A 15530-nucleotide genomic window follows, 5' to 3' on the forward strand; every position below is an offset into this window, starting at 1 on the left:
GTGTACGAAGGTCCTTGTGGGAGCGGCCTTGTGTCGCGATGGGCCGCAAAGCGGCCCCAGCTACATCAGGTACGGTACTCGGCGTTGATCTTCACGTACTCGTGGGACAGGTCGGTGGTCCAGATGGTTTCGCTGCACTGGCCACGACCCAGTTCGATACGGATGGTGATCTCTTCCTGGGCCATAACCTTGGCACCCTGGTCTTCGGTGTAGCTCGGGCTACGGCCGCCTTTGCTGGCAATGCACACGCTGTCCAGGTACACATCGATCAGGCTCACGTCCAGCTCCGGTACGCCGGCACGGCCGACGGCGGCGAGGATACGGCCCCAGTTGGGGTCGGAAGCGAACAGCGCAGTCTTGATCAGCGGCGAGTGGGCCACGGCGTAGCCGACGTCCAGGCATTCCTGGTGGTTGCCACCGCCGTTGACCTGCACGGTAACGAACTTGGTGGCGCCTTCGCCGTCACGGACGATGGCCTGGGCCACTTCCATGCACACTTCGAACACTGCCTTTTTCAGAGCTTCGAACAGTGCGCCGCTGGCTTCGGTGACTTCCGGCAGGTTGGCCTTGCCAGTGGCAATCAGCATGCAGCAGTCGTTGGTCGAGGTGTCGCCATCGATGGTGATGCGGTTGAACGACTTGTTGGCGCCGTCCAGCATCAGGTCCTTGAGCACCGCCGGGGCAACCTTGGCGTCGGTGGCGATGTAGCCGAGCATGGTGGCCATGTTCGGGCGGATCATGCCTGCACCCTTGCTGATGCCGGTGACGGTAACCGTCACGCCATCGTGCTGGAACTGGCGGCTGGCCCCCTTGGGCAGGGTGTCGGTGGTCATGATGCCGGTGGCAGCTTCAGCCCAGTGGTTTTCCGACAGGTTGTCGAGGGCGGCCTGCAGTGCGCCTTCGATCTTCTCGACCGGCAGCGGCTCGCCGATAACGCCGGTGGAGAATGGCAGTACCGACTCGGCCGGTACGCCGGCCAGTTCGGCCAGCTTGGCGCAGGTGCGCTCGGCGGCGGCCAGGCCTGGCGCGCCGGTGCCGGCGTTGGCGTTACCAGTGTTGGTCAGCAGATAGCGCACGGTGCCCTGTACACGCTGCTTGGACAGGATCACCGGCGCTGCGCAGAAGGCGTTGAGGGTGAACACGCCAGCCACGCTGGAGCCTTCGGCGCAGCGCATGACCACCACATCCTTGCGCCCCGGGCGCTTGATGCCGGCAGAAGCGATGCCGAGTTCAAAACCCGGAACCGGGTGCAGGGTGGGCAAAGGACCAAGACCAACAGCCATTAGAGCGCTCCTAGAAAATACGGTTGAGTTGCAAAAAGCGGGGCCGCTTCGCGCCCCATCGCGACACAAGGCCGCTCCTACATAGGATGGCGCAGCGTTGCGGCTGTGCGCTATCCCTGTGGGAGCGGCCTTGTGTCGCGATAGGGCCGCACCGCGGCCCCAATTCAGGTCAGATCACTCGATCTGCCCGTGGCAATGCTTGAACTTCTTGCCCGAACCACACCAGCACGGCTCGTTGCGGCCCAGCTTCTGCTCGTTGCGCACCGGTGCCGAGGCAACGGCCACTTCGGCGCCCTCCTCGTTCAGTTGCTCGCTTTCCAGGCCCGGAGCAGCGGCATGCTGGAACTGCATGCGGCTGGCCAGTTCCTCGGCCTCGCGGCGCAGGCGTGCTTCCTCTTCGACCGGGTCTTCGCGGCGTACCTGAACGTGCGACAGCACGCGGATGGTGTCGCGCTTGATCGACTCGAGCAGCTCCTGGAACAGGCTGAAGGATTCGCGCTTGTACTCCTGCTTCGGGTTCTTCTGCGCATAACCACGCAGGTGGATACCGTGACGCAGGTGGTCCATGGTCGACAGGTGGTCTTTCCACAGGTCATCCAGCACACGCAGCAGGATCTGCTTCTCGAAGGTACGCAGGGCTTCGATACCGGCCTGGTCTTCCTTCTCGGTGTACGCGGTGGTGATTTCGTTCAGCAGCTTCTCGCGCAGGGTCTCTTCGTAGAGGTGATCGTCCTCGTCGAGCCACTGCTGGATCGGCAGCTTCATGGCGAAATCGCTGGCCAGCGAAGCCTCCAGGCCGGCCACGTCCCACTGTTCGGGCAGCGACTGCGGCGGAATGTGCTGGCTGATGGTAGCGTCCAGTACTTCCTTGCGGAATTCGACGATGGTGTCGCCGATGTTCTCGGCGGCCAGCAGGCTGTTGCGCATGTGGTAGATCACCTTGCGCTGCTCGTTGGCCACGTCGTCGTATTCCAGCAACTGCTTGCGGATGTCGAAGTTGCGGCCTTCGACCTTTCGCTGGGCCTTCTCGATGGCGTTGGTGACCATGCGGTGCTCGATGGCCTCGCCGGACTGCATGCCCAGCGCCTTCATGAAGTTCTTCACCCGGTCAGAGGCGAAGATACGCATCAGGCTGTCTTCCAGCGACAGGTAGAAGCGGCTGGAGCCCGGGTCGCCCTGACGGCCGGAACGGCCACGCAGCTGGTTGTCGATACGGCGCGATTCGTGGCGCTCGGAAGCGATCACGTGCAGGCCACCCGACTCGATCACCTGCTGGTGACGCTTCTGCCAGTCGGCCTTGATCTGGGCGATCTGCTCGGCGGTCGGGTTTTCCAGGGCTGCCACTTCGGCTTCCCAGTTACCGCCCAGCAGGATGTCGGTACCACGGCCGGCCATGTTGGTGGCGATGGTCAGGGCACCTGGCGCACCGGCTTGCGCGATGATCTCGGCTTCCTTCTCGTGGTACTTGGCGTTGAGCACCTTGTGGTCGATACCTTCCTTCTTCAGGAGGTTGGACATGTGCTCGGAGGTTTCGATGGTCGCAGTACCCACCAGCACCGGGCGACCCTGCTTCATGCTTTCCTTGATGTCGGCGATGATCGCGGCGTATTTCTCGTCGGCGGTCAGGTACACCAGGTCGTTGAAGTCTTTACGTGCCAACGGTTTGTTCGGCGGAATGACCATCACGTTGAGACCATAGATCGACTGGAACTCGAACGCTTCGGTGTCAGCGGTACCGGTCATGCCGGACAGCTTGGTGTACAGGCGGAAGTAGTTCTGGAAGGTAGTCGAAGCCAGGGTCTGGCTCTCGGCCTGGATGTTCAGGTTCTCTTTGGCTTCGATGGCTTGGTGCAGGCCTTCGGACAGACGGCGGCCCGGCATGGTACGGCCGGTGTGCTCGTCGATCAGCAGGACCTGGCCGTCCTGGACGATGTACTCGATGTTGCGGTGGAACAGCTTGTGCGCGCGCAGGCCTGCATAGACGTGGGTCAGCAGGCTCAGGTTATGCGCCGAATACAGGCTCTCGCCCTCGGCCAGCAGGCCGGACTGGGTGAGCATCTCTTCGATGAACTGGTGACCGGCTTCGTTCAGCTCGACCTGACGGCTCTTTTCGTCAATGGTGAAGTGGCCTTCCTGGGTGACCTGGCCTTCCACTTCCTCGATGTGCTGGGTAAGGCGCGGGATCAGACGGTTGATCTCGATGTACAGCTTGGAGCTGTCCTCGGCCTGGCCGGAAATGATCAGCGGGGTACGCGCTTCGTCGATGAGGATGGAGTCGACTTCGTCGATCACGGCGAAGTTCAGTTCACGCTGGAACTTCTCTTCCTGGCTGAACGCCATGTTGTCGCGCAGGTAGTCGAAACCGAATTCGTTGTTGGTGCCGTAGGTGATGTCGGACGCGTAGGCGGCACGCTTTTCTTCCGGCGGCTGGAACGCCGAGACGATGCCGACCGACAGGCCAAGGAACTCGTACAGCGGGCGCATCCAGTTGGCGTCGCGGCGGGCCAGGTAGTCGTTGACGGTGACCACGTGCACGCCCTTGCCGGACAATGCGTTGAGGTACACGGCCAGGGTACCGACCAAGGTCTTGCCTTCACCGGTACGCATTTCTGCGATCATGCCCTCGTGCAGGGTCATGCCACCGATCAGCTGCACGTCGAAGTGGCGCATGCCCATCACGCGCTTGCCGGCCTCACGGGCCACGGCGAAGGCTTCAGGCAGCAACTGGTCCAGTGTCTCGCCTTTGGCCAGGCGCTCCTTGAACTCTGCGGTCTTGCCCCGCAGTTGCTCGTCGGAGAGGGCCACCATCTTCTCTTCGAGAGCATTGACGATGTTCACCGTCTTGAGCATGCGTTTGACTTCACGCTCGTTCTTGCTTCCAAAAAGTTTCTTTAACAAAGGCGCAAACATATCGGCAGGATCTTCCACACGTAGGGATGGAGGGCGGCCCCATGAGTCGCCCGTGCAGCCCTGAGGCCGCATGCGAACGAGCATTCTACCCGGAAACGATGGTGAGGAAAGTGGTGGATTTCCACGATGCTTGGACAGCGTTTTGGCGGGGGCTTGTTTTAGATAGGGGCATTTTCCCTGAGTTCAAGGTTCGGGAAGATGAAACGTATCGAGAATGAGTCTTGTCTTTTGTTATCTGTGCCGGCCACTTCGCGGGTAAACCCGCTCCCACAGGATTACCTACACATCAAGGGCAGTGCCGTGCGTGTAGGAGCGGGTTCACCCGCGAAGAGGCCAGTGCAGGCTATAGAGATGTTAGACTGCGGACCATGTAACCTCATGCGTACCCCCATGGCCTACAAACCCTCCCCCGCCCAGCCGCCCTCGGCCCTGCTCCGCCAGGTCCGCCCGCTGCGCCTGCTGCTGAACCAGGCCGAACGCCTGGAGCACCTGCAGCGCCTGCTGGAAAGCCAGCTGCAACCGGCCGCCCGCGAGCATTGCCATGTGGCGTCGTGGCGCGATGGCACATTGTTGCTGGTGGTGACAGACGGCCATTGGGCAACCCGCCTGCGCTATCAGCAGAAACGCTTGATGTCTGCATTACAGGCCATGGAGGCATTCGCCAACCTCAGGCGCATCCTGTACAAGGTCCAGCCACCGCTGGTGCCAGCCAAGCGTGGTGGCAATGCCGCAGAACTGTCCAATAACGCAGCCGAGAGCCTGCGCGATACCGCCGAGGGCATCACTGACCCCAAGCTGCGCGCAGCACTGGAACGATTGGCCGCCCACGCCCGGGACAAGCCATAAAAAAGGCCACCCAAAGGTGGCCTTAATGAACTAGAGAGTGTTCGAACTTACACGGCCGCAACAGGGCGCATGTACGAGATCGGTGCCGTGCTGGCATCTTCGAAGGTGACCACTTCCCAGGCATCGGTTTCGGCAATCAGCTTGCGCAACAGCTGGTTGTTCAGCGCGTGGCCGGACTTGTAGCCCTTGAACTCGCCAATCAGGCTATTGCCCAGCAGGTAGAGGTCGCCAATAGCGTCGAGGATCTTGTGCTTGACGAATTCGTCTTCGTAACGAAGGCCGTCTTCGTTGAGCACGCCGTCCTCATCGACCACGATGGCGTTCTCGACACTGCCACCCAGCGCAAGGTTGTGCTTGCGCAGGTACTCGATGTCACGCATGAAACCGAAGGTACGCGCGCGGCTGACTTCCTTCACGAACGAGGTGCTGGAAAAGTCGACGCTCGCACTCTGGGTCCGGTTGCGAAGCACCGGATGATCGAAGTCGATCTCGAAGCTCACCTTGAAACCGTCGAAAGGCAGGAAAGTGGCGCGCTTGTCGCCCTCTTCCACGGTTACCTCACGCAGGATGCGGATGAACTTCTTGGCTGCGTCCTGTTCTTCCAGGCCGGCAGACTGAATCAGGAATACAAAGGGTCCGGCGCTGCCATCCATGATCGGCACTTCCGAGGCGGAGAGCTCGACGTAGGCGTTATCGATGCCCAGGCCCGCCATGGCGGAGAGCAGGTGCTCGACCGTATCGACCTTGACGTCACCGTTGACCAGCGTCGTCGACATGGTTGTCTCGCCGACGTTGGCCGCGCGCGCCGGGATTTCGACCACAGGGTCGAGGTCGGCGCGGCGGAAGACGATGCCGGTGTCAACAGGTGCAGGCTTGAGGGTCAGGTAAACCTTCTCCCCGGAGTGCAGACCGACACCTGTGGCACGGATGGTATTCTTCAGGGTGCGTTGTTTAATCATGGCATTGGCCGCTTCAGCGCAAATTGCGAACAGGTATCAACAAAGGCTGGGGATGATAACAGACCCAACCTTTGATGAATACCAATCACCTTTATACCCCTGATAAATTCCATTAATCAGCCTGACGACGCAGGAATGCCGGGATATCAAGGTAGTCCAGGTCATCCTGAGGGTTCAGTTTAGCGGCTGCAGCGGCACCTGCATGAGCCTGGTTGCGCATTACGGTCGGGCGCTCCAGGTCACGGTAGTTGACCGCAGGCTGCTCCTGGCGAACCGGCGCCGGGTTGGAGGCCTCATACACCTGCTGGGCAGTCTGCAGGGTGTTGTCGACCACCTTCACAGGCTTCTCGATGCGCGCGCCCAGGCCAGTAGCCACCACGGTCACGTGCAGCTCGTCACGCATGTCCGGGTCGATCACGGTGCCGACCTTGACCATGGCGTGGTCGGAGGCGAAGGCTTCGATGATGCTACCCACATCGGAGTACTCACCCAGCGACAGGTCAGGGCCTGCGGTGATGTTCACCAGGATGCCGCGGGCGCCCTGCAGGTTGACGTCTTCCAGCAGCGGGTTGCGGATCGCTGCCTCGGTGGCTTCACGCGCACGGTTCGGGCCGCTGGCGCAGCCAGTACCCATCATGGCCATGCCCATTTCACCCATCACGGTACGCACGTCGGCGAAGTCGACGTTGATCATGCCCGGGCGCTTGATGATATCGGAGATACCGCGCACGGCACCGGCCAGTACGTCGTCGGCCTTGGCGAAGGCGGACAACAGGCTGGCATCCTTGCCCAGGATGGTCAGCAGCTTCTCGTTGGGGATGGTGATCAACGAGTCGACGCTTTCGGCCAGCATGCGGATGCCTTCATCGGCGATCTGCATGCGCTTGCGGCCTTCGAACGGGAACGGACGGGTCACCACGGCGACGGTGAGGATGCCCATTTCCTTGGCCACTTCGGCGATGATCGGCGCTGCACCGGTACCGGTACCGCCACCCATGCCAGTGGTGATGAACACCATGTTGGTGCCCTGCAGCACTTCAGCGATGCGCTCACGGTCTTCCAGCGCGGCCTGACGGCCGACTTCCGGATTGGCACCAGCACCCAGGCCCTTGGTCACGCCAGTGCCCAATTGCAGGATGGTGCGCGCGCCGATGTTCTTCAGCGCCTGGGCATCGGTGTTGGCGCAGATGAATTCCACGCCTTCGATGCTGCTCTTGACCATGTGGTTGACAGCGTTGCCGCCACCACCGCCAACACCGATCACTTTGATGACCGGGCTTTGCGGGACGTTGTCTACGAGCTCGAACATTTTCCCTCTCCTTACAGTTCTCTAGTTGTCGCGCCTACCACTACTGCTTTGAAACTTAGAAATTGCCCTGGACCCAGCGCTTGAAGCGTTCAAGCACTGGAGCCTTCGGTTCATCGCCATAGCTGTTGTTGCTGCTGTTACCGGTCAGGGGCAGGTCTTCGGTCTGCTTCTGCAGGCCGTAGGTGAGCAAGCCCACGCCGGTGGAATAGATCGGGTTGCGAACCACGTCGCTGAGCCCCCGAACGCTGTGCGGTACGCCCAGGCGTACCGGCATGTGGAAGATTTCCTCGGCCAGTTCCACGGCGCCTTCCATCTTCGCGGTGCCGCCGGTGAGAACGATGCCGGCCGGCACCAGGTCCTCATAGCCACTGCGGCGCAGTTCGGCCTGGATCAGGGTGAAGAGCTCGTCGTAACGTGGCTCCACCACCTCGGCCAAGGCCTGGCGCGACAGCTCGCGCGGTGGGCGATCGCCCACGCTCGGCACCTTGATGGTCTCGCCGGCGCCAGCCAGTTTGGCCAGGGCGCAGGCGTAGCGGATCTTGATTTCTTCGGCGTACTGGGTCGGAGTACGCAGCGCCATGGCGATGTCGTTGGTCACCTGGTCGCCAGCAATCGGGATCACCGCGGTGTGACGGATCGCGCCCTCGGTGAAGATGGCGATGTCGGTAGTGCCACCGCCGATGTCCACCAGGCACACGCCCAGCTCTTTTTCATCGTCGGTCAGCACCGAGTAGGCCGAGGCCAACTGCTCGAGGATGATGTCGTCGATTTCCAGGCCGCAACGGCGTACGCACTTCTCGATGTTCTGCGCCGCGTTGACCGCGCAGGTGACCACGTGGACCTTGGCTTCCAGGCGTACGCCAGACATGCCCAGCGGCTCGCGCACGCCTTCCTGGTTGTCGATCACGTAGTCCTGCGGCAGGGTGTGCAGCACGCGCTGGTCGGCCGGGATGGCAACGGCCTGGGCGGCGTCGAGTACGCGCTCCAGGTCGGCCAGGCTGACCTCGCGATCGCGGATGGCGACGATGCCGTGGGAGTTCAGGCTGCGGATGTGATTGCCGGCCACGCCGACGAAGGCCGAGTGGATGCGGCAGCCTGCCATCAGCTGCGCCTCTTCCACGGCGCGCTGGATCGACTGCACGGTGGACTCGATGTTCACCACCACGCCTTTTTTCAGGCCGCGGGACGGATGAGTACCGATCCCGACGATTTCCAGGGTGCCGTCCTCGCCCACTTCACCCACCAGCGCCACCACCTTGGAGGTGCCGATGTCCAGCCCGACGATCATTTTGCCGCTATGCGCGTTTGCCATGGTCCTGCCTCTCTCTAATTCTTCGCAACGGCGGGTTGGGCCGTCGTCGGTGCAATCGGTTCCCGCCAACCAACGGCAAGTCCGTTGGAGTAACGCAGATCAATGCGGGCGATAGTGGTGATCTGGTCTTTGAGTGTCTTGTCGTAAATGGCAATGAAACGGCGCATCTTCTCCACCAGATGGTCGCGCCCCAGCAGCAGCTCGATGCCCGGCCCGGCGCTGCTCGCGCCCGTGGTCAGGAACCAGCTGCCTCGCTCGCGCAGCTCCAGGCGAGCGATGGAAAAGCCCAGGGGGCGCAGCATCTGGCTCAATACCTGATACTGCTGCATGACTTGTTGCTGAGCACGCTGCGGCCCGGCCAGCTGCGGCAGGTGCTCGTAGTTGGCCAGTTCGCGCGGGGTGAAAGCCTGGCCCTGGTTGTTGAGCAAGGCTTCGTCACCCCAGCGCGCCACCGGCAACTGTTCTTCCAGGCGGATCACCACCTCGTCTGGCCACACCCGGCGCACTTCTGCATGGGCGATCCACGGCATCTGCTCGAGTTCTGCGCGCATCGCCGGCAGGTCGGCGCTGAAGAAGCTCGCTGCCACGTAGGGCGCGATACGCTGCTGCACCGACTGCTGGCTGATGTAGCTGAGGTCGCCCTGCACGTCGATCTTGGTGATCGGCCGGTCGGCATATGGCATCAGGCGAATGGCGCCCTCGTAGGCGCCAAAACCGGCCGCCACCAACAGCACCGGCCACAACAGGCGCTTGAGGCCACCCAGGCTTGGCCGCGGCAGGCGCGCCGATACGGGCTCGTCGGCCACCAGCCTGCTGGCACCACGCGGCACCGGCTTGCTACGGCCGGTAACGGGTTGCTGCTGACGTATCATCGCGCCTTGCATGGTTTTAACCTCGCGTCGCCACGCTCTCGGCCAGGATTGCCAGCACCAGTTGCTGGAAGTCCAGGCCGGCCGCGCGGGCCGCCATGGGCACCAGGCTATGGTCGGTCATGCCGGGTGCGGTGTTGACTTCGAGCAGCCAGAACCGGCCCTGCTCGTCCTGCATCACGTCCAGCCGCCCCCAGCCTTCGATGCCGATGGCATCGCAGGCACGCGCGGTCAGGTCGATCAGTTCCTGTTCCTTGACGCTGTCCAGGCCGCACGGAATGCGGTACTGGGTATCGTTGGCGATGTACTTGGCGTCGTAGTCGTAGAACACGTGCGGCGTACCCAGGGCGATCGGCGGCAGCACCTGGCCGCGCAATACCGCGACGGTGAACTCCGGCCCGTGGATCCACTGCTCCACCAGTACCTGGGAATCGTATTTAGCTGCGTCCTGCCAGGCGGCGACCAGTTCCTGGGCGCTGTTCACCTTGGCCATGCCGATGCTGGAACCTTCATGGGCGGGTTTGACGATAAGCGGGAAGCCCAGTTCCGTACTGGCCTGCAAACAATCGCTTTCGCTCGCCAGCACTGCGTGGCGCGGAGTCGGAATGCCCAGGCTCTGCCACACCTGCTTGGTGCGCAGCTTGTCCATGGCCAGTGCCGAAGCAAGGATGCCACTGCCGGTATAGGGAATGCCCAGGCACTCGAGCAGGCCTTGCATGCTGCCGTCTTCACCGCCACGACCGTGGAGAATGATGAAGGCGCGGTCGATCTTCTCGCTTTGCAGGCGGTCGAGCAGGTCGTCCCCCACGTCGATGGCGACCACGTCGACACCGGCGGTGGTCAGCGCGTCGATCACTGCGGCGCCGGACTTGAGCGACACTTCGCGCTCGGCGCTCTTGCCGCCGTACAGCACCGCGACGCGGCCGAACGCCTTGACGTCCAGGGTCGAGTGCAGTTTGTCGTAGGCGCTGGTCATTTCGACTTCTCCTGCTTGGCGCCAGCGAACAGCGGGCTTTTCATCAATTGAGGGGCCAGGCCGCCGACATCACCGGCACCTTGGCAGATCAGGATGTCGCCAGCGCGCAGCAGTGGCTTGACCAGTGGCGCAAGGTCGACACCACGTTCGATGTAGATCGGGTCCAGCTTGCCGCGCTGGCGGATGCTGTGGCACAGCTGGCGGCTGTCGGCGCCGGGGATCGGCTCTTCGCCAGCCGGGTAGACTTCCATCAGCAGCAGCACGTTGGCATCGCCCAGCACCTGGACGAAATCGTCGTACAGGTCGCGGGTACGGCTGTAGCGGTGCGGCTGGTAGACGATCACCAGGCGACGGCTTGGCCAACCGCCGCGCACGGCCTGGATCACCGCAGCCACTTCGGTCGGGTGGTGGCCGTAGTCGTCGACCAGCATCACGCTGCCGCCTTCGACCGGCAGTTCGCCGTACACCTGGAAGCGGCGGCCGACGCCCTGGAACCCGGACAGGCCTTGGACGATGGCTTCGTCGGTGATGCCTTCGTCAGTGGCGATGGCGATGGTGGCCAAGGCGTTGAGCACGTTGTGGTTACCGGGCATGTTCACCGACACCTCCAGCGGCTCGCGATCACGACGCAGCACGGTGAAGTGGGTCTGCATGCCCATCTGGCGAACGTTGATGGCGCGGACGTCAGCCTCGTCGCTGAAGCCATAGGTCACGGTCGGGCGCTTGACCTGTGGCAGGATCTCGCGCACCACCGGGTCGTCCAGGCACATAACGGCCAGGCCGTAGAACGGCAGGTTGTGCAGGAATTCGACAAAGGTTTTCTTCAACTTGTTGAAGTCACCTTCGTAGGTCGCCATGTGGTCGGCGTCGATGTTGGTGACCACGGCCACCATCGGCTGCAGGTGCAGGAAGCTGGCATCGCTCTCGTCCGCTTCGGCAATCAGGTAGCGGCTGGTACCCAGCTGGGCATTGGTGCCGGCAGCGGTCAGGCGGCCACCGATGACGAAGGTCGGGTCCAGGCCACCGGCGGCGAACACCGAGGCCAGCAGGCTGGTGGTGGTGGTCTTGCCATGAGTGCCGGCAACGGCCACGCCATGCCGATAGCGCATCAGCTCGGCGAGCATCTCGGCACGCGGCACCACCGGAATGCGCCGTTCGAGGGCGGTGGCGACTTCCGGGTTGGCTGGGTTGATGGCGCTGGAAACCACCAGCACATCGGCAGTGGCGGCATTCTCGGCGCGGTGGCCGACGAAAATCTCTGCGCCGAACGACTCCAGACGCTCGGTGACCGGCGACGCCTTCAGGTCGGAACCGGACACTTCATAGCCCAGGTTCAGCAACACTTCGGCAATGCCGCACATGCCCACGCCGCCGATACCGACGAAGTGGATACGGCGGATACGGCCCATCTTTGGCTGGGGCATGGCTTTCTGGCTCTCAACCATGGGCCACCTCCAGGCAGATATCGACCACGGTGCTGGTTGCTGCAGGTTTGGCCAGACGCCGTGCGGTGCCTGCCATGACGTTGAGTTTCTCGGGTTGCATCAGCACCTCGTTCAGGCGTTCAGCGAGCTGCGCTGCGCCAGTTGTCGCTTGTGGCATCAGGAAGGCAGCGCCTTCCCGGGCCAGATATTGGGCGTTGTGGGTCTGGTGGTCGTCGATCGCGTGGGGCAATGGCACCAGCATCGAAGGCAGGCCCGCTGCCGCCAGCTCGCTGACGGTCAGGGCGCCGGCCCGGCACACCACAATGTCGGCCCAGCCATAGGCTTGGGCCATGTCCTTGATGAAGGGCTCTACCTGAGCCTCGACGCCCGCCTCGCGATAACGCTCGGCGGTGGCCGGCGCGTGTTGCTTGCCGGCCTGGTGGAATACCTCTGGCCGCAGCGCGGGGGGCACTTCGGACAGGGCCTTAGGCAACAATTTGTTCAATGGTTCCGCCCCCAGGCTGCCGCCCATCACCAGCAGGCGCGCACGGCGCTCGGCCAGCGGCGCGCGCAGGGCATCCATGAACAGCTCCGGGCGCACAGGATTACCGGTGGTGCGCAGTTTGTCGCTGGCGGCGAAGGTGGCCGGGAAGGCTTCGCACACGCGGGCAGCCAGCGGCAGCAGCAGGCGGTTGGTAGTACCGGCGCGGGCGTTCTGCTCATGGATCACCAGCGGTACGCCGCACAGGCGTGCGGCCACGCCACCTGGGCCGGTCACATAGCCACCGAAGCCGACCACGCATACCGGCTTGAGCTCACGCACGATACGCCGCGCCTGCAGCACGGCCTTGACCAGGGTCAACGGCGCCTTGAGCAACGACAGCTTGCCCTTGCCGCGAAGGCCGCTGACCTGGATCAGATGCAACGGCAGGCCGGCCTGGGGCACCAGTTCGTTCTCGATGCCACGCGGGGTGCCCAGCCAGTGCACGCTGTAACCGCGCGCCTGGAATTCACGGGCGCAGGCCAGGGCCGGGAATACGTGGCCCCCGGTGCCGCCTGCCATGATCAGTACGTTCCTGCCGTCAGCGGCCATGATTGGTCTCCTCGGCAAAATCGCTTTCGCTGAATTCGTGCTCCTCACTGCCCAGGTGCGTACGGCTTTCCCACTCGATACGCAGCAACAGGCCCACGCAGGCACAGCAGATCACCAGCGAGCTGCCCCCGTAGCTGAGGAACGGCAGGGTCAGGCCCTTGGTCGGCAGCAGGCCGACGTTCACACCGATGTTGATCAGGAACTGGCCGATCCACAGGAAGGCAAGGCCGAACGCAACATAAGCGGCAAAGAACTGTTTGGCTTTTTCCGCCCACAGGCCGATATACAGGGCACGCACAGTCACGAATACGAACAGCGCGATAGTCAGCAGCGAGCCGACCACGCCGAGTTCTTCGGCCAGTACCGAGAACACGAAGTCGGTGTGCGCTTCAGGCAGGTAGAACTGCTTCTGCACGCTGTTGCCCAGGCCAACGCCCAGCCACTCGCCACGGCCGAAGGCAATCAGCGCCTGGGTCAGCTGGTAGCCCGAGCCGAACTGGTCGGACCACGGGTCGGTAAAGGTAATCAGGCGCGCCATACGGTAAGGCTGCGCCTGTACCAGGACGAACACCGCGACCACCGCCAATACCACCATCAGGCTGAAGCGGAACAGCCCCACCCCGCCGAGGAACAGCATGGCCGCCGCCGCGCCCATCATCACCACGGTGGCACCGAAGTCCGGCTCCATCAGCAGCAGGGCAGCCATGGGCAGCAGCACGATGAACGGTTTGAAGAAGCCCATCCAGGTTTCGCGCACCTCGGTCTGCCGGCGCACCAGGTAGCCAGCCAGGTAGATGACCACGAACACCTTGGCAATTTCCGAAGGCTGCACGTTGAAGAAGCTGAAGCCGATCCAGCGCATGGAACCGTTCACTTCGCGGCCGATACCCGGCACCAGCACCAGCACCAGCAGGCCGAAGGCTCCCAGCAGCATCAGGAAGCCCATGCGCTGCCAGGTGGCGATCGGCACCATCATGGTGGCGCCACAGGCGACCAGGCCGAGGAACACGTACACCAAGTGGCGGAACATGTGGTAAAGCGGGTTGCCAGATTGCACCGCAGCCACTTCCGAGGACGCCGAGGTGATCATCACCAGGCCCAGGCCCAGCAAAGCCAGGCAACCGGCGAGCATCGCGAAGTCCAGGTCGATGCCACGGCCGCTGATCAGCGGCGACGGATAGGGCTTGAGGATGCCAAAGATCATGCAAGGCCTCCCGCTGCCTGGGCGAACAGGCGCCCGCGCTCTTCGAAGTTCTTGAACATGTCGAGGCTGGCGCACGCCGGCGACAGCAGCACGGCATCACCCGCCCGGGACAGTTCGGCGCATTGCTTTACAGCCTCGTCAAGAGACTTAACGCGGACCAGTTGCACGCCATCACCCAGGGCTTCGGCCAGGCGCTCGGCATCACGGCCAAGCAGCACCACGGCGCGGCAGAAGCGCTTGACCGGCTCGCGCAACGCGGCGAAGTCGGCGCCCTTGCCGTCGCCACCGGCGATCAGCACCAGTTTGCCTTCGATGTCGGAACCCAGGCCTTCGATCGCGGCCAGGGCAGCACCGACGTTGGTGGCCTTGGAATCGTCGTACCAGTTCACGCCGTTGCGCTCGCGCACCCACTGGCAACGGTGGGCCAGGCCGCCGAACTCGCGCAGTGCCTCGAGCATTGGTTCGAACGGCAGGCCGGCAGCGTGCCCCAGAGCCAGAGCCGCCAGGGCGTTGCTCTGATTGTGGGCGCCACGAATCTTCAGCTCACGTGCCGGCATCAGCGCCTGGAACTCGAACGCCAGGTATTTTTCGCCGTCCACTTCACGCAGGCCGAAGGCCTTGAAATCCGGTTGGTTGAGACCGAAGGTCCAGCATGGGCGGCCTTCCACCGGCAGCGGTCGGCTCAGGGCGTCCTGGCGGTTGACCACGACCTGACGGGCACCACGGAAGATCCGGTGCTTGGCCAGGTGGTAGGCCGGCAGGCCGCTGTAGCGGTCCATGTGGTCTTCGCTGATGTTCAGCACGGTGGCCACTTCGGCGTTGAGCTGGTCGGTGGTTTCCAGCTGGAAGCTGGACAGTTCCAGCACGTACAGCTCGACGTCATCGGCCAGCAGGTCCAGCGCCGGGGTACCGAGGTTGCCGCCCACCGCCACGCGCTTGCCCGCCTTGGCGGCCATTTCGCCGACCAGGGTAGTGACGGTGCTCTTGGCGTTGGAGCCGCTGATGGCAATGATCGGAGCCTTGGCGTGGCGGGCGAACAGTTCGATGTCACCGGACAGCTTCACCCCACGCGCGGCCGCCTGCTGCAAGGCCGGGGTGGCAAGGGCCAGGCCGGGGCTGACGTACAGCTCGTTGGCGCGGCACAGGAAGTCCACGTCCAGTTCACCACAGCGCACTTCCACCTGCGGGTAATCACGGCGCAGGGTGTCCAGTTCCGGCGGTTGCTCGCGGGTGTCGGCGACCGCAAAGGCAATGCCCCGGCTCGCCAGGAAGCGAACCAGGGACATGCCGCTCTTGCCGAGGCCGACAACGATGCGGAATTGGTCGGAAGCGATCAAGGACACGC

12 protein-coding genes are annotated in these 15530 nt (G+C 63.3%); 1 reads left to right on the top strand and 11 read right to left on the bottom strand.

Features of this window, described 5'->3' with window-relative positions:
• Positions 1–65: 65 nt before the first annotated feature.
• Positions 66–1283, bottom strand: coding sequence for a bifunctional glutamate N-acetyltransferase/amino-acid acetyltransferase ArgJ (argJ, locus tag QN085_RS21215; RefSeq protein ID WP_023662147.1), 1218 nt, complete (start codon positions 1281–1283; stop codon positions 66–68).
• Between the two features lie 174 nt (positions 1284–1457).
• Positions 1458–4193, bottom strand: coding sequence for a preprotein translocase subunit SecA (gene secA, locus QN085_RS21220; RefSeq protein WP_015271704.1), 2736 nt, complete (start codon positions 4191–4193; stop codon positions 1458–1460).
• Positions 4194–4583: 390 nt separating this feature from the next.
• Here secA and QN085_RS21225 point away from each other — a divergent pair, with 390 nt between their 5' ends.
• Positions 4584–5039 (top strand): DUF721 domain-containing protein, encoded by a 456-nt coding sequence (locus QN085_RS21225; protein WP_023661964.1) that lies wholly within the window; start codon positions 4584–4586, stop codon positions 5037–5039.
• Between the two features lie 47 nt (positions 5040–5086).
• On the opposite strand, the gene lpxC is transcribed toward QN085_RS21225, so the two are convergent.
• From lpxC to murD, 9 genes are all read right to left on the bottom strand, one after another.
• A complete protein-coding gene (lpxC, locus tag QN085_RS21230; protein ID WP_023661965.1) occupies positions 5087–5998 on the bottom strand; it encodes a UDP-3-O-acyl-N-acetylglucosamine deacetylase in 912 nt (303 codons plus the stop codon).
• A 112-nt stretch (positions 5999–6110) separates the two neighbouring features.
• Entirely contained in the window at positions 6111–7307 is a 1197-nt protein-coding gene (gene ftsZ, locus QN085_RS21235) for a cell division protein FtsZ (RefSeq protein ID WP_003260772.1), read from the bottom strand.
• 55 nt (positions 7308–7362) lie between these two features.
• Entirely contained in the window at positions 7363–8619 is a 1257-nt protein-coding gene (ftsA, locus tag QN085_RS21240; RefSeq protein ID WP_015271706.1) for a cell division protein FtsA, read from the bottom strand.
• 14 nt (positions 8620–8633) lie between these two features.
• Positions 8634–9503 carry a cell division protein FtsQ/DivIB gene (locus tag QN085_RS21245; RefSeq protein ID WP_285688312.1) on the bottom strand — a complete coding sequence of 290 codons (870 nt, stop codon included), beginning with the start codon at positions 9501–9503 and terminating at the stop codon, positions 8634–8636.
• Between the two features lie 4 nt (positions 9504–9507).
• A complete protein-coding gene (locus QN085_RS21250) occupies positions 9508–10464 on the bottom strand; it encodes a D-alanine--D-alanine ligase (protein ID WP_023661967.1) in 957 nt (318 codons plus the stop codon).
• A complete protein-coding gene (gene murC, locus QN085_RS21255) occupies positions 10461–11909 on the bottom strand; it encodes a UDP-N-acetylmuramate--L-alanine ligase (RefSeq protein ID WP_003260781.1) in 1449 nt (482 codons plus the stop codon). Before murC ends, QN085_RS21250 begins: the two co-directional genes overlap by 4 nt.
• Positions 11902–12981: an undecaprenyldiphospho-muramoylpentapeptide beta-N-acetylglucosaminyltransferase gene (gene murG / locus QN085_RS21260; protein ID WP_023661968.1), complete on the bottom strand. Its 1080-nt coding sequence runs from the start codon at positions 12979–12981 to the stop codon at positions 11902–11904. Before murG ends, murC begins: the two co-directional genes overlap by 8 nt.
• Complete coding sequence (ftsW, locus tag QN085_RS21265) at positions 12971–14185, bottom strand: putative lipid II flippase FtsW (protein ID WP_013974112.1); 1215 nt, start codon at positions 14183–14185, stop codon at positions 12971–12973. The genes murG and ftsW overlap by 11 nt, the downstream gene beginning before the upstream one ends.
• Positions 14182–15528, bottom strand: a complete 1347-nt coding sequence (gene murD / locus QN085_RS21270) for a UDP-N-acetylmuramoyl-L-alanine--D-glutamate ligase (protein ID WP_024087703.1) — start codon at positions 15526–15528, stop codon at positions 14182–14184. The genes ftsW and murD overlap by 4 nt, the downstream gene beginning before the upstream one ends.
• Positions 15529–15530: the final 2 nt, after the last annotated feature.

It is taken from the genome of Pseudomonas sp. M2(2023), assembly GCF_030263955.1.
GTDB lineage: Bacteria > Pseudomonadota > Gammaproteobacteria > Pseudomonadales > Pseudomonadaceae > Aquipseudomonas > Aquipseudomonas asiatica.